Here is an 18885-nt window from a genome sequence, read left to right as displayed (position 1 = left end):
CCTGGCAGGCGAAAGGTTTGTTCAGGCGACTCCCGGGACACATGGCGCACAACCGGGTGAACAAACCTCGCCGCGGACCCGTGATCTAAATGTGATCCGATTCGCTTCGGGGTCTGCGTCGGAACGAGATCGAACACCTGGACGTCCTCCTTCGTGGAGAAGGGGGCGTCTGACCTGGACCTCTTGGGCTGTCATGGTTTATGCCGATTTGAACACTTTCCGCATAGCCTTGGTTCCGCAGAGTGAATAAGGGGCCCAATAGCAGATCTCGGCTTGACTGGCCCGGATCGGCACACTTGTAATTTCACTCGTGTCGTTCAGCCGTCATCGGTAACGGCAGCATCACGGGGACGCGAAAGACGGACGAGGGGCGCACATGACCGAGCTGGTGCAGCAACTGCTGGTCGACGACGCGGACGAGGAGCTCGGCTGGCAGGAGCGCGCGCTGTGCGCACAGACCGACCCCGAGTCCTTCTTCCCCGAGAAGGGCGGCTCCACCCGCGAGGCCAAGAAGGTCTGCCTCGCCTGTGAAGTCCGCTCCGAATGCCTCGAGTACGCGCTCGCCAACGACGAACGGTTCGGCATCTGGGGCGGTCTGTCCGAGCGGGAACGGCGCCGCCTGAAGAAGGCCGCCGTCTGAGAAACGCCGCACGGAGGGACGGACGCGGAACACCGGTCCGCACCCGCGGGTGCCCCCGACCAAACGGCACACACTCTTACGTAAGGAACGGCCCGTCGCACGTGGGTTATCCACAGGCGGCGGGCCGCCGTCTTTCCCAGCCGTTAGTGTGGGCCCTCGTCCGAGACGTCCCGCTGTCCCCGCCGGACACAGACGTCCACCGCAGTCCATCGAACCGGGGCCCGTACCTCGATGTCCGTGCACAGCCTTTCGGCAGCCAGCAACCCCGCTGCCGCCCCTGAGTTCCCGCGCCACGTGGTGACCGCGGTGCTCGTCTCCCACGACGGCGCCCGCTGGCTGCCGCAGGCGCTCGCCGGGCTGCTCGGCCAGGACCGCCCCGTGCAGAACGCGGTGGCGGCCGACACCGGCAGCGCGGACGGGTCCGCCCAGCTGCTCACCGAGGCGCTCGGTGACGACCGCGTGCTGCACCTGGCGCGGCGCACCGGCTTCGGCCAGGCCGTCGAGGAGGTGTCCCGGACCGCCCCCGAGCTGACCCCGGACGACCTGCCCTACCTCAAGCGCCCGAGCGGCTGGGACCCCGTCACCCGCAGCTGGCGCGACGACGCCTACGACATGCCGGACCTCCCGCACGGCGAGCCCGAGCAGTGGTTCTGGCTGCTGCACGACGACAGCGCCCCGGAGCCCGACGCCCTGGCCCAGCTCCTGCGCGTCGTGGAGAACGAACGCGAGATCGGCCAGGACGTGGCCGTCGTCGGCCCCAAGCTCCGCGGCTGGTACGACCGCCGCCAGCTCCTCGAGGTCGGCGTCACCATCGCCAACTCGGGCCGCCGCTGGACCGGCCTCGACCGGCGCGAGCAGGACCAGGGACAGCACGACCACGTGCACCCCGCCCTGTCCGTGTCCACCGCGGGAATGCTGATCCGCCGCGACGTCTTCGAGGAACTCGGCGGCTTCGACCGCCGACTGCCCCTCATGCGCGACGACGTCGACCTGTGCTGGCGCGCCCAGGCCGCCGGCCACCGGGTGCTCGTCGCCCCGGAAGCCGTCGTACGGCACGCCGAGGCGGCCTCCCGCGAGCGCCGCGCCGTCGACTGCGTGGGCCGCACCGCCGCGTCCCCGCACAAGGTCGACAAAGCGGGCGCCGTCTACACCCTCCTCGTCAACGCCCGCACGGCCCAGCTGCCCTGGATCCTGATCCGTCTCGTCCTCGGCACCCTGCTGCGCACCCTCGCCTACCTCGTGGGCAAGGTCCCCGGACAGGCCGTCGACGAGATCCGCGGCCTCCTGAGCGTCCTGCTGCGCCCCGAGCGGATCATCGCCGGGCGGCGCAGGCGCGGCCGGCCGCAGGTCGACAAGGGTGAGCTGCGACCCCTGTTCCCGCCTCCGGGCGCCACCGTGCGGGCCACCTTCGAGCAGGTCGCCGGCAGCCTGACGAGCCGCTCCGACGCCGAGGCCACCACGGGCGCCGGACGGCACGGAGGCGCCGTCGAGTCCGGACCGGGCGGCGAGGACGGCGACTTCCTGGAGATCGAGCAGTTCGCCCGGATCAAGCGCATCGCGCGCAACCCCGGACCGATGCTGTTCCTGGTCCTCCTGTTCGTCTCGCTCCTCGCGTGCCGCCACCTGCTCGGCGGCGGGGCCCTCGCGGGCGGTGCGCTGCTGCCCGCCCCCGCCGACGCCTCCGACCTGTGGGCGCGTTACCTCGACGGCTGGCATCCGGTCGGCGCGGGCTCCACCAGCTCCGCCCCGCCCTACCTCGCGCTCGTCGCCCTGCTGGCATCCGTGCTCCTCGGCTCCACCGGGCTCGCGGTCACGGTGCTCCTCGTGGGATCCGTGCCGCTGGCCGGCTTCGCCGCGTACTTCGCCTCACGCCCCCTCGTCGAGTCCCGCCTCCTGCGCGCCTGGGCGTCCGTCGTCTACGCCTTCCTGCCGGCCGCCACCGGCGCGCTCGCCGGCGGCCGCATCGGCACCGCCGTCCTCGCGATCCTGCTGCCGCTCATCGCGCGCGCGGGCATCGCGGCGAGCGGCCTCGCGAACGGTTCCCGGGCTCGCGGGAGCTGGCGCGCGACCTGGGCGTACGCCCTGCTGCTGACGTTCACCACGGCGTTCACCCCGATCGTGTGGCCCATCGCGCTGGTCCTCGGCGTCGCACTCCTCGTGGTGCGCCGCAGGGAGATCCCCGCCTACGGGCTGCGTTTCCTGGCCCAGCTCGGCACCCCGCTGCTGGTCCTCGCCCCCTGGTCGCTGACCCTGCTGCCGTTCGGCTTCTTCCGGCAGGCCGGCCTGGACTACGGCACCGGCGCGGCCTCCGCGCTCGACCTGCTCGGCGCCGGCCCCGGCGGACCGGGCACCGTCAGCGCGCTGATGCTCTTCGGCATCGTGCTCGCCGCGCTGGCCGCGCTGCTGCGCTCGGAGCGCCAGGCGGGGATCCGGACCGCCTGGGTCGTCGCCGTCGTGGCACTCGTCTTCGCGGTCCTGTCCAACCGCTCCACCTGGGCGGGTCCCGCGACCCTCGTGTACGGCCTCGCGCTGCTCGCCGCCGCCGCCGTCGGCTCCGACGGCGCCCGCGCGCGGGTCGCCGAGCAGAGCTTCGGCTGGCGCCAGCCGGTGGCCGCGCTCATCGCCTTCGCCTGCGCCGCGGGCCCCCTGCTCGTCGCCGCCGGATGGATCATCCGCGGCGCCGACGGCCCCGTCCAGCGCCGTGACCCGGTGCAGGTGCCCGCGTTCGTCGCCGAGGAGAGCAACACCCGCGACCAGGCCCGCACGCTCGTCCTCGACAGCCGCTCGCCGGCCTCGGTCGGCTACGTCCTCGTCCGCGGCTCCGGAGCCCGTCTCGGCGACGCCGAACTCGCCTCGGCCGGCGGCGAGAACAAGAAGCTCGACAAGGTCGTCGCCAACCTCATGGCGGGTTCCGGCGCCGACCAGGCCGACCAGCTCGGCGGCTTCGCCGTGCGCTACGTCCTGGTCCGCAAGGGCTCGCCGCGCGAGGTGAGCCGCGTCCTGGACGCCACCACGGGCCTGTCCCGGCTGAGCCAGCAGGACGGCAGCGCCCTGTGGCGCGTCGACCAGCAGGTCTCGCGTGCCGCGATCGTTCCCGGGTCCGGCGACCCGGAGTCCATCGCGGCCGGCCCGGTCGAGGTGCACACCACGATCCCGGCCGGGAACGGCGACCGCGTCCTGCGCCTGGCCGACAGCGCCGACGCCGGCTGGACGGCGACCCTCGACGGCAGGCCGCTCACCCGCACCACGGTCGACGGCTGGGCCCAGGGCTTCCAACTGCCCGCCACCGGCGGCAGGCTGGACGTCACGTTCGAGGCACCGCTGAGCCACACGGCCTGGCTGTGGGCCCAGGGCGCCCTCGCCCTGGTCCTCGTGGTGCTCGCCCTCCCGGGGCGGCGCCGGGACGTCGACGACGACCTCCCCGAGGAGCAGCAGCCCGTGTCCGCCGAGGACCTGACGGGCGACGGCCGCCGCGCCCGCCGTCTGCGCGCCCAGGCCGAGGCGGAGTCCGCAGGTCCGGAGGAGGACCCGGAGTCCGACGAGGACTTCCCCGTGAACGCCGACGCCGACGCCGACGCCGAAGCGGACGAGTACGAGGACGAGGACCAGGAGGCACCGGCCGTCGCAGTGCCGCATCAGCCCGCGTACGGCGAGTGGGACACCCCGAGCTACGCGAACGCCGAGTACGACGGCTACGGCGGCGAGCGGTACGAGGGCGGGCAGGGATACCCCGCGGGCGCCTACGAGCAGCCGTACCAGGCGGATTACCAGGGCGGCCAGTACGACCCGTACGCCTACGGCGGCACGGCGGCGTACGACCAGAACTACGGCCAGGGCTACGACGCGAACGGCGGGCCCTTCGATTCCCGGGGCCAGGGCTACGACACGGACGAGCAGGGCTACGATCCCGCGTACGATCCCACGCGGCCCCCGCACGGCACCGACAGTGAGCGCCCCGACGGGAGCCATCAGTGAACCGCACCACCCTGTCCCTGATCGCGGCGGCGACCGCGCTCGCCGCCGTCACCGGGTACGCGACCCTCAACCCGCCCGGCACCTCCGGCGACAGCGCGTCCGCCGCGGCCGCGCGGCTGCCCGTGGAGCGCACCAGCCTGCTCTGCCCGCAGCCGAGCGCGTCCGACATCGCGGACACCGTGTACACGTCCTTCACACCCGTCGTGGAGGGTGCGAGCGACAGCGGAAAGGCCCAACTCCAGGCGGCGGCCGAGGAGTCGGCGGAAGAGTCGGGAACGGCCGACGGCAAGAAGAGCGGCACCGGGGCCACCGGGCCCGTCGTCAAGCCGAAGGAGCCCGGCAAGCCGGCGTCCGGCGACACCTCGGGCGCCGACACGCCCGCCCTCGTCGGCGTCGCGTCGGGCAAGTTCGCGCCCGGCTGGACGGTCCAGGAGACCACGGAGGTCGCCGCGGGTACCGGACGCGGCCTGCTCGGCGTCAACTGCACCGCTCCCGACACCGAGTTCTGGTTCCCGGGCGTCAGCACCGCCGAGCAGCGCACCGATTACGTCCACCTGACGAACCCGGACGATGCCGCCGCGGTCGTCGACATCGACCTGTACGGCAAGGACGGCACGCTCAAGTCCACGGTGGCCGACGGGATCACGGTCCAGGCGCACGCCAGCGAACCGATCCTGCTGAACACGCTGACCGGCGATCCGCAGGCCGACCTCACCGTGCACGTGAAGGTCCGCAGCGGCCGGGTCGGAGCGGCCGTCCAGGCACTCGACGCCAAGACCGGCGGCGACTGGCTGGCCGCCTCCGCCGACCCCGCCGACACCCTGGTCATGCCGGGCATCCCCAAGGACGCCACCTCCGTGCGCCTGGTCGCCTTCGCGCCCGGTGACACGGACGCCGACCTGAAGGTCCGTCTCGCCTCGCCCTCGGGGACGATCACCCCGGCGGGGAGCGAGACGCTGCACGTGAAGGCCGGCATGACCGCGGCGATTGACCTCGGGGAGGTCACCCGAGGGGAGGCGGGCTCCCTGGTGCTCTCCCCGACCGGCTCGTCCGCGCCGGTCGTCGCCGCCCTGCGGGTGGTGAGGGGCAAGGGCGCGGAGCAGGAGACCGCGTTCATCCCGGCCACCGCTGCGGTCGGCGGGCGCGCGACGGTCGCGGGCAACACCGCCAAGGGGACCACGCTCGCCGTGACCGCCCCCGGCGAGGGGGCCAGGATCAAGGTCACCGCGTCCGCGGGCAGCGAGGGCGGTACGGCCGTGTCGAAGACGTTCACCATCAAGGGCGGGACCACCCAGAACGTCGAGGCGCCCGTCCCGGGCGGTCTGAAGGGCACGTACGCCCTGACGGTCGAGCCGGTCTCCGGCGGCCGGGTCTACGCCTCCCGGATGCTCTCGACGACCGAGGACGGTGTTCCCGCCTTCACCGTCCAGGGCCTCCCGGACGACCGGGGGACGGTCTCGGTGCCGAACGCCGAGCAGGACCTCTCGGTGCTGCTCGAGCAGTGACCGGACAGGGGGATCCGCCCGGGCCGGCGCGGCCGTTCCCGGGCGGTCCTCAGTCCTCGCCGTAGCGCGGGTCGACCGTCTCCGGTGTCAGGCCCAGCAGTTCCGCGACCTGTTCCACGACGACCTCGTGCACCAGGGCGGCGCGCTCGTCGCGTCCCTTGGTGCGGATCTCGATCGGACGGCGGTAGACGACCACGCGCGCGGGACGCCCCTCGCGCGCCGCGATCGTGCCGCCCAGCGGTACCGCCTCGTCGCTCCAGCCGTCGCCCGAGCGCTCCAGGCGGGGCACTTCGAGGACCATGAAGTCGATGTCCGCGAGCTGCGGCCAGCGTCGCTCCAGCCGTTCCACGGAGTCCTGCACGAGGTCGGCGAAGACCTCGGAACGGCTCGCCGCGAGCGGTACCTGGGGCGGTGCCACGGGGCCGCGCATGCCCCTGCCGTGGCGGTCACGACGACGGGGACCTGCTGCTGCGGCACGGGGCGGTACGGGGTTGTCCATCACTGACGAAGAGTAGTCCCCGCCGGGTCCGGCCGCCCGGCCCCACGCGCCGGTCGCCGACGGACGGGCGGACGGACGTCCCGGCCCGTCCTGTCCTCCGGATGACGGCCGATGAGCGTTCCCGTCGAGATTGAGCTCGATTCCATATCTCTCCAAGGCCGTGTACGGCATGGCAATTGGCATGATTCGCACCAAGTGGTGACCGGCTTCAGGCCTGTTCGGTATCCCGGCACCCGATGTCACCCCAGGTCAGGGTCCGATGCCCCGAAAGCGGTGTGGGGCGTCTCACAGCACGACACGGTGGGGTGACCTGGGGGAGAGTCGTCGCGGCCCGCTCAAGAGTGCGGTACCGTCCAACGTCGTGAGCCTTGTACGTCGCTGTTCGCGCACCGCTTGCGGCCGTCCCGCCGTCGCGACGCTGACGTACGTCTACGCCGACTCGACCGCGGTCCTCGGCCCCCTCGCCACTTACGCCGAGCCCCACTGCTACGACCTGTGCGCCGAGCACTCCGAGCGCCTCACCGCGCCGCGCGGCTGGGAGGTCGTCCGCCTCGCCGACTCCTCCGGCCCCGCCCGCCCCAGCGGCGACGATCTGGAGGCACTGGCGAACGCGGTGCGCGAGGCGGCCCGTCCGCAGAAGCGCGCGGCGGAGGCGGGCGGCAGCGCCCGCTCGGCCGACCCGATGGAGGTCGCGCGCCGCGGCCACCTGCGGATCCTGCGCTCGCCGGAGAACTGAGCCCAGCCCTCCCTGCCGCGCCGAACCCTCCTGCCGCACCCGTGCGCCTCGCCGCACCGATCCTGCCCGGCGGCGCCCGGCCCGAAGCCCACCCGGCGGGCCTGACGGGCCTTCTGACGGCCTCGCCGGTCGCCCGCCTCGCCCCGCGGCAGGCCGGTCGGCCGGACGCTCCCCAGCGCCGCCTCCGGCCCCTCCCCAGCGCCGCCTCCGGCCCCTCCCGATCCCGCGGATCACCGCCGACGCCCTGCGGGCGTAGCCGGACGACCGTCCGCATCCGGCACCCAGGCGTCCCGCGCCGCCGTCAGGTCCGCCGCCCCGAACCGTGCCTCCGCGCAACTCGCCGACATCGGCGCCCCCTTGGCCGCCGCCCCGGTCGCCGTACCGCACGCGCGCGGCCGCGGCCCGGGAACGGCCCGCGGCCGTCCGCCGGTTGGGGCCCGCGATCCCGACCGTGACGTCCGCGCCGGCCCCGCCCGCGTCATGAACCTCCCCGGCGCCGGCACTTCGTCCGACGCCCCTCCCGGAGTTCTCCGGGCGAACGCAGCCCTGAGCGGGGACGCGCGTCGCTCGCGCCGGGCGCCGCCGGCCGCCGACCCGGACGGGTAGTTTTGGGACGACCGAAGTGGACTCCTGGAGGGTTGGCCGTGACTGCTGATCTGTCGCAGCTCGTGAAGGCGTACGACGTACGCGGTGTGGTCCCGGACCAGTGGGACGAGCCGCTCGCCGAGCTGTTCGGCGCCGCCTTCGTCCAGGTGACCGGAGCGGACGCCATCGTGATCGGGCACGACATGCGGCCGTCGTCCCCCGGCCTCTCCCGCGCCTTCGCGCGCGGTGCCGCGGCGCGCGGGGTCGACGTGACCGAGATCGGCCTGTGCTCCACGGACCAGCTCTACTACGCGTCGGGCGCGCTCGGCCTCCCGGGCGCCATGTTCACCGCCTCGCACAACCCGGCCCAGTACAACGGCATCAAGATGTGCCGGGCGGGCGCGGCCCCCGTCGGCCAGGACACCGGCCTCTCCGAGATCCGCCGGCTCGCCGAGACCTGGCTCGACTCCGGCGCCCCGGCCTCGGACGCCACGCCCGGAACGATCACGGGGCGCGACACGTTGGAGGACTACGCGGCGTACCTCCGCTCGCTCGTCGACCTGACCTCGATCCGCCCCCTGAAGGTCGTCGTCGACGCGGGCAACGGCATGGGTGGGCACACCGTGCCCACCGTGTTCTCCGGTCTGCCGCTGGAACTCGTCCCGATGTACTTCGAACTGGACGGCACCTTCCCGAACCACGAGGCCAACCCGCTCGACCCGGCGAACATCGTGGACCTCCAGAAGCGCGTCCGCGAGGAGGGCGCCGACCTGGGCCTCGCCTTCGACGGCGACGCCGACCGCTGCTTCGTCGTCGACGAGCGGGGCGAGCCGGTCTCCCCGTCCGCGATCACCGCGCTGGTCGCCGCGCGCGAGCTGGACAAGAACGGCGGCGGCACGGTCATCCACAACCTCATCACCTCCTGGTCGGTACCGGAGGTCGTCCGCGAGCACGGCGGCACCCCGGTCCGCACCCGCGTCGGCCACTCCTTCATCAAGGCCGAGATGGCCGCCTCCGGCGCGATCTTCGGCGGCGAGCACTCCGCGCACTACTACTTCCGCGACTTCTGGAACGCCGACACCGGCATGCTGGCCGCCCTCCACGTCCTCGCCGCGCTCGGCGGCCAGGACGGCCCGCTCTCCGGGCTCGTCGCGGAGTACGACCGCTACACCGGCTCCGGCGAGATCAACTCGAAGGTCGACGACCAGGCGGCCCGCCTCGCCGCCGTCAGGGCCGCCTACGAGGGCCGGGAGGGCGTGGTCGTCGACGAGCTCGACGGACTGACGGTCACCCTCGGGGACACCTGGTTCAACGTCCGTCCCTCCAACACCGAGCCCCTCCTCCGCCTCAACGCCGAGGCCCGCGACGAGGCGACGATGACGAGGATCCGCGACGAGGTCCTGAAGATCATCAGGGCCTGACCCCACCCGGACCACCCCGGGAGGCCGGGGGGACACGGACCGCGTCCGGCGCGCACCGCGCCGGCCGCCGTCAGCCGGTCGGCGCCGGTCGGCAGCCGGCCGGCGGTCCGGGATCCGCAGTCGGCGCTCCGTAGACGGCGGGCCGACGGCGGCCGGCCGGGACGGGGACGGGCGCGGACACCGGGCAGGGAGGTCCACCCGGGCGCTCCGCGCGCCTCACGAACCGTGGGCGCGCCCCGGCACCGGGCTCCCCGCAGCGGTACCCTGACCAGGCCGCATCCACCGTTTCGGAAGGACACCCCATGCCGCTCGAAGCCGGCCTCCTGGAGATCCTCGCCTGCCCGGCCTGCCACGCCCCGCTCAAGGAGCAGGAGACCGAGCTGATCTGCACGGGAGCGGACTGCGGGCTCGCCTACCCGGTCCGCGACGGCATCCCCGTACTCCTGGTCGACGAGGCCCGGCGCCCCGCGTAACCGAGGCATCCGCCTCGCGCACGCGGCACCGCGACCGCCGCACGCGAGGCGACAGCGCCGTCGTCCCCGCCCGCACGGACGACGGCGCGGCACGCACGACGACGAGCCACGACAGCCCGACGACGAGCGACGGCACCGCCGCCCGCACGGACGACGGCGACGCGGCCGTCCCGATCGGCGACCGGCGCACATCCGGCCGGCACCCGGTACGACCCAGCGCCGCTCGACACCTCCCGCGAGCGACCCCGTGCAAGCGACCCGGGCGGCTCACGCGCAAGCCCCCCGGCGATCGGAGGCTACCGACCCCATGCTCGACGAATCGCTTCTCGACGATCCCGACGCGCTCGTCCTGGCCGACCGGCGGGCGCTGCTCCGCGGCGCCGCCGAGGCCGGCGCCCGGGTACGCACCGCGGTCCGGCACGCCGACGAGGCCGGCATCTCCGAACTGAAGCCCGACGGCCGCCCGCGCGCCGTCCTCATCGCGGGCCCCGGCATGGCCGCCACCGGCGTCGCCGAACTGCTCGGCACCCTCGCCGGGGCGAGCTGCCCCCTCACCCGGCTCACCCCCACGGGCGTCGCCCCCGCCGGAGGCGCCCTGCGCTGGGACCTGCCCGGCTGGGCGGGCCCCGTCGACCTCCTGCTGATCGCCACCCCCGACGGCAGCGAACCCGGCCTGGAACTGCTCATCGAGCAGGCCTACCGGCGCGGCAGCACCGTCGCCGCCGTCGCCCCCGCCGGCTCCCCGCTGGCCGAGTGGGTGGAAGGCAGCCACGGCCTCTTCGTACCGATGGCGACCGCCCCCTACGACCAGGAAGAGCCCCTGGGAGCCTCGGCCCCCGGCGTGCTCTGGGCGCTGCTCACCCCGCTGCTCGCCCTCCTCGACCGCACCGGCCTGGTCACGGCCCCGCCACAGGCGCTGCAGAAGGTCGCCGACCGCCTCGACCGCGTCGCCGAGCGCTGCGGCCCCGCCATCGCCGCCTACAGCAACCCCGCCAAGACGCTCGCCGCCGATCTGGCCGAGGCACTCCCGGTGATCTGGACGGAGGGCACCTCGGCGGGACCGGCCGGCCGCCGCTTCACCGCCGCGCTCGCCGAACTCGCGGGCCGCCCCGCGCTCACCGCCGAACTCCCCGAGGCGCTCGCCTCGCACAGCGTGCTCCTCGCGGGCGCGCTCGCCGCGGGCGCGGACCCCGACGACTTCTTCCGGGACCGTGTCGCGGAGGCGCAGGCGCTGCACGCGCGCGTGGTGCTGCTCCGCGACCGTCCCATCGGCGGGATCAGCGCCGCACCGGCCGCCCGTGAACTCGCCCTCAGCCACGACACCGCTATCAGCGAGCTCGAACCGGAGGAGGGCGGCGAACTGGAAACCCTCGCCGAGCTGATCGCCATCACGGATTTCGCCGCCGTTTACCTGGCGCTCGCCTCGGGGGCGTGATCCTGGGCGTGACCCCGTGCCCGGCGCCCGCGGCCGCGGGCCCCCGCGCCCGGCGCCCCTGACACCACGCTTCCCGATCGACGCCCGCCCCGGCGGGCCGCGCAGCGCACGTATGGAGAAGAAGACACCGATGGACCGCCTCGACAACACCGTCCGCCCCTACGCCTGGGGTTCGACCACCGCCATCCCCGGCCTGCTCGGCGTGGAGCCGACCGGCGAACCGCAGGCGGAGATGTGGATGGGCGCCCACCCGGGCGCCCCCTCGCGCACCGGGCGCGGTCCGCTCAACGAGGTCGTCGCCGAGGACCCGGAGAGGGAACTCGGCCGCGCCGCCGTCGCCAGGTTCGGCCCCCGCCTGCCGTTCCTCCTCAAGCTCCTCGCCGCCGGAGCCCCCCTCTCCCTCCAGGTGCACCCCGACCTCGAACAGGCACGGGAGGGCTACGAGGACGAGGAGCGCCGGGGCGTCCCGATCGACGCCCCGCACCGCAACTACAAGGACGCCAACCACAAGCCCGAACTCATCTGCGCCCTCACCGAGTTCGACGGCCTGTGCGGCTTCCGCGCCCCCGAGGAGGCCGCCGCGCTCCTCGAAGCCCTCGGCGTCGACCCCCTCAAGCCGTACGTCGACCTGCTGCGCGCCCACCCCGAGGAGGCGGCGCTGCGCGAGGTCCTCACGGCGGTGCTGAGCGCCGACCCCGAGGACATGGCCCGTACGGTCGCCGAGACCACGGCCGCCTGCGAACGCCTCGGCGGCGACTACGCCCCGTACGCCGGTCTCGCCCACCACTACCCGGGCGACCCCGGCGTCATCGCCGCGATGCTCCTCAACCACGTCCGGCTCCAGCCCGGCGAGGCCCTCTACCTCGGCGCGGGCATCCCGCACGCCTACCTCGACGGCCTCGGCGTCGAGATCATGGCCAACAGCGACAACGTCCTGCGCTGCGGTCTGACGCCCAAGCACGTCGACGTCCCCGAACTCCTGCGCGTGGTGCGCTTCGAGGCGGCCGACCCCGGCGTCCTGCGCCCGGAGGCGTCCCCCGACGGCGAAGAGGTCTACGCGACCCCCATCGACGAGTTCCGCCTCTCCCGGTACGTCCTCGCCGAGGACGCCGATCCGCGCGACCTCACCCGCGAGACCCCGCAGATCCTGCTCTGCACCGCGGGTTCCGTACGCGCCGACGGCATCGAGCTGACCCCCGGCACCTCGGTGTTCGTACCGGCAGGGGAAAAGGCCGAAGTGTCCGGATCCGGCACGATCTTCCGTGCGACGGTTGTCGCCTGACGGGACGTCGGCACCCACCTGAGGCGCACCGCCCGCCGTCCGGGCTGCAAGAATGGCCCACCGCAAAGGGCGGGCAAAGTCCGGACCGGGCGGGGTACGAGGTACGAACGGGTCCGGACGCGTACGAAGGGACAGCAGGAGCAGATGAGCGCTTCAGGCGGCACCAAAGCGATCGTGGCGGCACTCGGCGCCAACCTCGCGATCGCGGCATCGAAGTTCGTGGCGTTCGCGTTCAGCGGCTCCTCCTCGATGCTCGCCGAGGGCGTCCACTCGCTCGCCGACTCCGGCAACCAGGCACTGCTCCTGGTCGGCGGCAAGAAGGCCCAGCGCGAGGCGACCCCCCAGCACCCCTTCGGCTACGGCCGCGAGCGCTACATCTACGCCTTCCTCGTCTCGATCGTCCTGTTCTCGGTCGGCGGCATGTTCGCCGTCTACGAGGGCTACGAGAAGATCCAGCACCCGCACGAGATCGAGCACTGGTACTGGCCGGTCGGCGTCCTGGTGTTCGCGATCATCGCCGAGAGCTTCTCCTTCCGTACGGCCATCCAGGAGTCCAACGCGCTGCGCGGCTCGCACTCCTGGTCCCAGTTCATCCGCCGCGCCAAGGCCCCCGAACTGCCGGTCGTCCTCCTGGAGGACTTCGGCGCGCTCATCGGTCTGGTCCTCGCGCTCGGCGGCGTCGGCCTCGCCCTGCTCACGGGCGACGGCGTCTGGGACGGCATCGGCACGGTCTGCATCGGTGTCCTGCTCATCCTGATCGCGCTGATACTGGCCGCGGAGACCAAGTCGCTCCTGCTGGGCGAGTCTGCGGGCCCGGAGGAGACGGCGAAGATCGAGGCGGCGATGGTCGACGGTGACACCGTCACCGGCATCATCCACATGCGCACGCTCCACCTCGGTCCGGAGGAGCTGCTCGTCGCCGCGAAGATCGCCGTCCGGCACGACGACACGGCCGCCGAGGTCGCCCGGGCGATCGACGCCGCCGAGGCCCGCATCCGCGCCGCCGTCCCGATCGCCCGGGTGATCTACCTGGAGCCGGACATCTACAGCGACGCCGAGGCGGCCAAGGGCCCGAACCCCGCCGCGACCCCCGGCGGACCGACGCCGGCCGGTCACTGACCCCAGCCCCCGTACGCCGCCGGGGCCCGCCCGGGAACCCGGGCGGGCCCCGGCGGCGTTCTCGCGTCCGGAACCCGTCCCCCGGGCCCGGAACGCACCGGCCGACCCCCTCGGTTCCGGCCGGTGGGGACCGCTTTGTCCAGAGGTGGACTGGGGAGGGACAGCCCCACCGGTGTAGCTTGGTGACTGAGCCAGACGTCGCTGCTGATGGCGGTCGGGCGGTCCCACCGCGGACCGGCCGAGGGAGAGAGGGCCTCCGACGGACTGCGCTGCGCGCACCGGGCACACCTGTGTCCCGCCGGTGCACGTCCGTGCCCCGGTCGGGCACGTGTGCGTGCCGCCGCCGCGCAGAACAGCCCTACCCACCTCGCCCCGATACCGAGGAGCAGCACTCAATGACGACTGTCGACAGCCGACAGGACTTCAAGGTCGCCGACCTCTCCCTGGCCGACTTCGGCCGCAAGGAGATCACCCTCGCCGAGCACGAGATGCCCGGCCTGATGTCGATCCGCAAGGAGTTCGCCGAGGCGCAGCCCCTGGCCGGCGCCCGGATCATGGGCTCGCTGCACATGACCGTGCAGACCGCCGTCCTGATCGAGACCCTGGTCGCCCTGGGCGCCGAGGTCCGCTGGGTGTCCTGCAACATCTTCTCCACCCAGGACCACGCGGCCGCCGCCGTCGCGGTCGGCCCGAACGGCACGCCCGACAACCCGCAGGGCATCCCGGTCTTCGCCTGGAAGGGCGAGACCCTGGAGGAGTACTGGTGGTGCACGGAGCAGGCGCTGACCTGGCCGAACAGCCCCACCGGCGGCCCGAACATGATCCTCGACGACGGTGGTGACGCCACCCTCCTCGTCCACAAGGGCGTCGAGTACGAGAAGGACGGCAAGGTCCCCTCGGTCGACACCGCCGAGTCCGACGAGCACCGCGTCATCCTCGAACTCCTGCACCGCACCATCACGGACGGCTCGCAGAAGTGGACCCAGCTCGCCTCGGAGATCCGCGGCGTGACGGAGGAGACCACCACCGGTGTCCACCGCCTCTACGAGATGCACCGTGACGGCACCCTGCTGTTCCCGGCGATCAACGTGAACGACGCCGTCACCAAGTCGAAGTTCGACAACAAGTACGGCTGCCGCCACTCCCTGATCGACGGCATCAACCGCGCCACCGACACCCTGATCGGCGGCAAGACCGCCGTCGTGTGCGGCTACGGCGACGTGGGCAAGGGCTGCGCGGAATCCCTGCGCGGCCAGGGCGCCCGCGTGATCATCACCGAGATCGACCCGATCTGCGCCCTGCAGGCGGCGATGGACGGCTACCAGGTCACGACCCTCGACGAGGTCATCGACAAGGCCGACATCTTCGTCACCACCACGGGCAACAAGGACATCATCATGGCCTCGGACATGGCCAAGATGAAGCACCAGGCGATCGTCGGCAACATCGGTCACTTCGACAACGAGATCGACATGGCCGGCCTCGCGAAGATCGAAGGCATCGTCAAGGACGAGGTCAAGCCCCAGGTCCACACCTGGAAGTTCCCCGACGGCAAGGTCATCATCGTGCTGTCCGAGGGCCGCCTGCTGAACCTGGGCAACGCGACCGGCCACCCGTCCTTCGTGATGTCCAACTCGTTCGCGGACCAGACCCTGGCCCAGATCGAGCTGTTCACCAAGCCCGAGGAGTACCCGACCGACGTCTACGTGCTGCCCAAGCACCTCGACGAGAAGGTCGCCCGCCTCCACCTCGACGCGCTCGGCGTGAAGCTGACGACGCTCCGCCCCGAGCAGGCCGCGTACATCGGCGTCGAGGTCGAGGGCCCGTACAAGTCGGACCACTACCGCTACTGAGCACGCCCGCCGAGCAGCGGCACCACCGCTCGGCGTCCGGATGTCAGCAGGCCCTCGCCGTCCCGGCGGGGGCCTGTCCCCGATGAGGACCTGAACGCCCATGCCCCGCGGCCGCTATTCGCTCCATGATCCGCACGATCACACCCCCCTCGCCGACGAACACTTCAACTGCGCGCCCGGCCCCTCCGGCTGGCGCTACGTCTCCCAGCTCACGACCCCCTCCGGCTCGGCTCCCGACGGACTCCCCGAGTCCCCGGAGACGACGGTCACCGGCTCCGTCGACCTCGCCCTCGACGACCTCGGCCGCCCCGTCCGCCTCGAACTGCACGCGGCCGGCTGGCAGGTGCGGGGCGCCGCCCTCGACGGCGTCACATGGGTCCGAACCGACCCCACCGGAATCGAGGCCACCGAAGGCAACGTGCCCGCCCACGCCTTCACCGGTACCTCCCCCGCCTTCCTCGTCGCCACCGCCCGTCTCCTCCGCCTCACCCCTTCCGCGACCCCCTCGGCGACCCGCGTCCGCCTCGTCGCCTTCACCCACCCGGTCCTCGCCCCGCGCACCCTCGACCAGTCCTGGGCCCTGGTCGCAAGCGAAACACACGCCACTGACAACGGCCCGCTGACCGTGGACGAATACCAGGTCACAGCCCTGGACACCGGGGAACAGCACTCCGTGCACATCGCCGGCGACGTGGTCCTCGCGGCACCCGGCATCGAACTGGAGCACCTCGAAACACCGCCGTCGGTGTTCACGTGACGGCGGTGCCGGTCCGGCGACGGGGCGGCTAGGCGGGCGGAGCGAAACCGGTCGACGGACGCTCGTCCCGGTCGGCGTGCTCGACGGGCACCGACGGCGCGGAGCGGACGCCGGGGCCCGGAGGGAAGGGGCGGGCGGCAGGAGCGCCGGACGGGAGGGGACCACCCACGGGCGCGCCGGGCTGGAAGGGGGGACCGGCAGGTCCGCCCGGCGGCGGGAAGGCATGGCCGGTGGGTACGGGGGACGGGAAACCGCCCGTCGCGGTACCGAACGTCCTACGGGCCTCACGGGTCTGGCGCTCGTGCACGACGGCCGCCAGATACGCGCCGGCCGGCACGCCCTGCGGCGCCGGAGCCCCCGTACGAGCGGCGAGGTCCGCTGCGAGCCGTTCCGCCATCGCCCCGCCGATCTGCGGATCCAGCTGCTGCATCCGCGTCAGGTACTGGCGGATCGCCAGCCACAGCGCGTCCGGCACGGCGGACAGGTCGAGCTCCGCGAACCGTCCCGCCAGCCAGGGCGGCGGCGCGGGAACGTACGGCATGCGCCCCACCGGAATCCGCTCCCGCACGACAAGGGTGCCCGCGAACACGTCACCGAGCCGCCGCCCGCGCTCCGACACCAGCGAAGCGATGCACGCGACGATCCCGAACGTCATCAGGATCTCGACCACCCCGACGGCACCGCGCACCAGAGCGTGCCGGAACCGGATCGGCCCGCCGTCGTCCCGCACCACCCGCAGCCCGCACGCCAGCTTCCCCAGCGAACGTCCGTGACTGAGCGTCTCCACGGCGATCGGACCGCCGACCAGCACCAGCAGGAAACTCGCGATCGAGACGGCGATCTGTGCCGCGTCGTCCAGTGTGGCGGTCGCGGCGACCAGACCGATGGTCACGACGATGTAGACCGTCACCGCCACGACCAGGTCGAGCACGACGGCGAGCGCCCGGCTCGGCAGTTTCGCGGGCCGCAGCTCCAGTGCCACTGCCTCGCCCGTCACCAACTCGCTCACGCGCGCCGCCCTTCCCCTGACCTGCTCCGACAACGGCCAGTCTGCCAAGCTGAGGGCGCATCGCGCCCCAGTAGGACAAGCTGACATCCACGACGAGCCCCCGATGCGCAGCGAGGAGCAGGCAAAACGATGGACCTCGACGTCTTCGTCTCCGCCCACCGAGCCGAGTGGGACAGGCTCGACGCCCTGCTGCGCCGCCAACGACGCCTCACCGGGGCCGAGGCCGACGAACTCGTCACCCTGTACCAGCGAACCGCCACCCATCTCTCGCTGATCCAGTCCAGCGCGCCCGACCCCCAGCTGACCGGGCGGCTCAGCCAGCTCGTGGCCCGCGCGCGCGGTGCCGTGACCGGCACCCGCCGTGCCTCGTGGCGCGATGTCACGGGGTTCCTGACACGAGGGTTCCCCGCGGCCGTCTACCGCTCCCGCCACTGGTGGGTGCCCACGGCGCTCCTGTCCACGGCGATAGCCACCCTCCTCGGCTGGTGGATCGGCGCCCATCCCGAGGTCCAGGCGGCCATCGCCGCCCCCGACGAACTGCGTTCCCTCACCCGCCCCGGCGGTGAGTACGAGACCTACTACTCGAGTCATCCCGCCGCCGCCTTCGCCGCCCAGGTGTGGACGAACAACGCCCAGGCCGCCGCCATGTGCCTGGTGCTGGGGGTCTTCCTGGGCCTGCCGGTCCTCTGGATCCTCTTCCAGAACATGCTCAACCTGGGCGTCGGCATCGGCCTGATGTCGTCGGCCGGCCGTCTCGACACCTTCCTCGGGCTCATCCTCCCGCACGGTCTGCTGGAGCTGACCGCCGTCTTCGTCGCCGCGGGGACGGGGCTGAAGCTGGGCTGGACCGTGATCGACCCGGGTCCGCGGTCCCGCCGCACAGCTCTCGCGGAAGAGGGCCGCGCCGCGCTGGGCATGGCGATAGGACTGGCGCTGATCCTCTTCGTCTCGGGTGCCATCGAAGGCTTCGTCACGCCGTCGGGCCTCCCGACCTGGGCCCGCATCGGCATCGGAATCGCCGCTGAGCTGGCCTTTCTCGTGTACGTCTATGTCCTCGGGGGCCGTGCGGCCCGCTCCGGGGAGACCGGGGACGTCACGGCGTCCGAGCGCAGCGCCACCGTGCCGACGGCCGCCTGATGTGCGCGTACCCCGGCTGACCTGTTAACCTGCTCGTTACCCCAGAAAACTCGTTGACACGGGTTGAGTGGGGAGGTAGATTCGAACAGTTGCCTAGAACTGGACACGTCCGGCGGCAGCGGTTAGAGTCTGCTCGCTTCTCAAAGCAATCGACACGTCGATTCGGAAGAAGCCCCTCCTGACGATTCAGAAATGGTTGCCGGTCAATCCGGCCCATGGATTCTGATAAAGTCGGAGCCGCCGGAAAGGGAAACGCGAGAGCGGATTACCTGGAAGGCGCCGAGGAAATCGGGCCCGAAAGGATCTGATAGAGTCGGACTCGCCGGAAAGGGAAACGCGAAAGCGGGAACCTGGAAAGCGCCGAGGAAATCGGATACGGAAACGGTCTGATAGAGTCGGAAACGCAAGACCGAAGGGAAGCGCCCGGAGGAAAGCCCGAGAGGGTGAGTACAAAGGAAG

15 protein-coding genes are annotated in these 18885 nt (G+C 72.7%); 12 read left to right on the top strand and 3 right to left on the bottom strand.

The features are described 5' to 3' along the window. Nucleotides 1–376 precede the first annotated feature (376 nt). From ACFW6B_RS26990 to ACFW6B_RS26980, 3 genes are all read left to right on the top strand, one after another. Nucleotides 377–640, top strand: coding sequence for a WhiB family transcriptional regulator (locus ACFW6B_RS26990; protein ID WP_003975777.1), 264 nt, complete (start codon nucleotides 377–379; stop codon nucleotides 638–640). A 231-nt stretch (nucleotides 641–871) separates the two neighbouring features. Next, complete coding sequence (locus ACFW6B_RS26985; RefSeq protein ID WP_386599668.1) at nucleotides 872–4615, top strand: glycosyltransferase family 2 protein; 3744 nt, start codon at nucleotides 872–874, stop codon at nucleotides 4613–4615. Next, nucleotides 4612–6120 (top strand): DUF5719 family protein, encoded by a 1509-nt coding sequence (locus ACFW6B_RS26980; protein ID WP_386599667.1) that lies wholly within the window; start codon nucleotides 4612–4614, stop codon nucleotides 6118–6120. The genes ACFW6B_RS26985 and ACFW6B_RS26980 overlap by 4 nt, the downstream gene beginning before the upstream one ends. 49 nt (nucleotides 6121–6169) lie before the next feature. Here the strand turns inward: ACFW6B_RS26980 and ACFW6B_RS26975 are convergent, their stop codons facing one another. Further along, complete coding sequence (locus ACFW6B_RS26975; RefSeq protein WP_386599828.1) at nucleotides 6170–6619, bottom strand: metallopeptidase family protein; 450 nt, start codon at nucleotides 6617–6619, stop codon at nucleotides 6170–6172. A gap of 259 nt (nucleotides 6620–6878) precedes the next feature. Between ACFW6B_RS26975 and ACFW6B_RS26970 the strand changes: the two genes are divergently transcribed. The 8 genes from ACFW6B_RS26970 (at nucleotide 6879) to ACFW6B_RS26935 (ending at nucleotide 16280) form a co-directional block, all read left to right on the top strand. Next, nucleotides 6879–7355, top strand: coding sequence for a DUF3499 domain-containing protein (locus ACFW6B_RS26970; protein ID WP_386599665.1), 477 nt, complete (start codon nucleotides 6879–6881; stop codon nucleotides 7353–7355). 644 nt (nucleotides 7356–7999) lie between these two features. Beyond that, complete coding sequence (locus ACFW6B_RS26965; RefSeq protein WP_386599664.1) at nucleotides 8000–9361, top strand: phosphomannomutase/phosphoglucomutase; 1362 nt, start codon at nucleotides 8000–8002, stop codon at nucleotides 9359–9361. Between the two features lie 302 nt (nucleotides 9362–9663). Further along, a complete protein-coding gene (locus tag ACFW6B_RS26960; RefSeq protein ID WP_078943765.1) occupies nucleotides 9664–9834 on the top strand; it encodes a Trm112 family protein in 171 nt (56 codons plus the stop codon). A 307-nt stretch (nucleotides 9835–10141) separates the two neighbouring features. Further along, nucleotides 10142–11269 (top strand): SIS domain-containing protein, encoded by a 1128-nt coding sequence (locus ACFW6B_RS26955; protein WP_386599661.1) that lies wholly within the window; start codon nucleotides 10142–10144, stop codon nucleotides 11267–11269. Between the two features lie 130 nt (nucleotides 11270–11399). After that, on the top strand, nucleotides 11400–12551 hold the full coding sequence (gene manA / locus ACFW6B_RS26950) for a mannose-6-phosphate isomerase, class I (RefSeq protein ID WP_386599659.1): 1152 nt from the start codon (nucleotides 11400–11402) through the stop codon (nucleotides 12549–12551). A gap of 144 nt (nucleotides 12552–12695) precedes the next feature. Next, nucleotides 12696–13670: a cation diffusion facilitator family transporter gene (locus ACFW6B_RS26945; RefSeq protein ID WP_386599657.1), complete on the top strand. Its 975-nt coding sequence runs from the start codon at nucleotides 12696–12698 to the stop codon at nucleotides 13668–13670. Between the two features lie 395 nt (nucleotides 13671–14065). After that, nucleotides 14066–15523, top strand: coding sequence for an adenosylhomocysteinase (gene ahcY, locus ACFW6B_RS26940; protein ID WP_386599655.1), 1458 nt, complete (start codon nucleotides 14066–14068; stop codon nucleotides 15521–15523). 100 nt (nucleotides 15524–15623) lie between these two features. Beyond that, nucleotides 15624–16280 carry a hypothetical protein gene (locus ACFW6B_RS26935; RefSeq protein WP_386599654.1) on the top strand — a complete coding sequence of 219 codons (657 nt, stop codon included), beginning with the start codon at nucleotides 15624–15626 and terminating at the stop codon, nucleotides 16278–16280. A 28-nt stretch (nucleotides 16281–16308) separates the two neighbouring features. Here ACFW6B_RS26935 and ACFW6B_RS26930 read toward each other — a convergent pair whose 3' ends face one another. Beyond that, complete coding sequence (locus tag ACFW6B_RS26930; protein ID WP_386599652.1) at nucleotides 16309–17289, bottom strand: RDD family protein; 981 nt, start codon at nucleotides 17287–17289, stop codon at nucleotides 16309–16311. A 129-nt stretch (nucleotides 17290–17418) separates the two neighbouring features. Here ACFW6B_RS26930 and ACFW6B_RS26925 point away from each other — a divergent pair, with 129 nt between their 5' ends. Next, entirely contained in the window at nucleotides 17419–18426 is a 1008-nt protein-coding gene (locus ACFW6B_RS26925) for a stage II sporulation protein M (protein WP_386599650.1), read from the top strand. Between the two features lie 203 nt (nucleotides 18427–18629). Here ACFW6B_RS26925 and ACFW6B_RS26920 read toward each other — a convergent pair. After that, nucleotides 18630–18885 (bottom strand): hypothetical protein (locus ACFW6B_RS26920; protein WP_386599648.1); only part of this gene is annotated, 256 nt, incomplete at its 5' end.

The organism is Streptomyces sp. NPDC058751, from assembly GCF_042746485.1.
GTDB lineage: Bacteria > Actinomycetota > Actinomycetes > Streptomycetales > Streptomycetaceae > Streptomyces.
Note: the sequence above shows the minus strand (reverse complement) of the source record. Positions and strands in the feature narration are given on the sequence as shown.

Coding starts and splice junctions, on each gene's coding strand:
- ACFW6B_RS26990 (WP_003975777.1), top strand. CDS start 377: ATGACCGAGCTGGTGCAGCAACTGCTGGTCGACGACGCGGACGAGGAG.
- ACFW6B_RS26985 (WP_386599668.1), top strand. CDS start 872: ATGTCCGTGCACAGCCTTTCGGCAGCCAGCAACCCCGCTGCCGCCCCT.
- ACFW6B_RS26975 (WP_386599828.1), bottom strand. CDS start 6,619: ATGGACAACCCCGTACCGCCCCGTGCCGCAGCAGCAGGTCCCCGTCGT.
- ACFW6B_RS26970 (WP_386599665.1), top strand. CDS start 6,879: ATGCCCCGAAAGCGGTGTGGGGCGTCTCACAGCACGACACGGTGGGGT.
- ACFW6B_RS26960 (WP_078943765.1), top strand. CDS start 9,664: ATGCCGCTCGAAGCCGGCCTCCTGGAGATCCTCGCCTGCCCGGCCTGC.
- ACFW6B_RS26955 (WP_386599661.1), top strand. CDS start 10,142: ATGCTCGACGAATCGCTTCTCGACGATCCCGACGCGCTCGTCCTGGCC.
- manA (WP_386599659.1), top strand. CDS start 11,400: ATGGACCGCCTCGACAACACCGTCCGCCCCTACGCCTGGGGTTCGACC.
- ACFW6B_RS26945 (WP_386599657.1), top strand. CDS start 12,696: ATGAGCGCTTCAGGCGGCACCAAAGCGATCGTGGCGGCACTCGGCGCC.
- ahcY (WP_386599655.1), top strand. CDS start 14,066: ATGACGACTGTCGACAGCCGACAGGACTTCAAGGTCGCCGACCTCTCC.
- ACFW6B_RS26935 (WP_386599654.1), top strand. CDS start 15,624: ATGCCCCGCGGCCGCTATTCGCTCCATGATCCGCACGATCACACCCCC.
- ACFW6B_RS26925 (WP_386599650.1), top strand. CDS start 17,419: ATGGACCTCGACGTCTTCGTCTCCGCCCACCGAGCCGAGTGGGACAGG.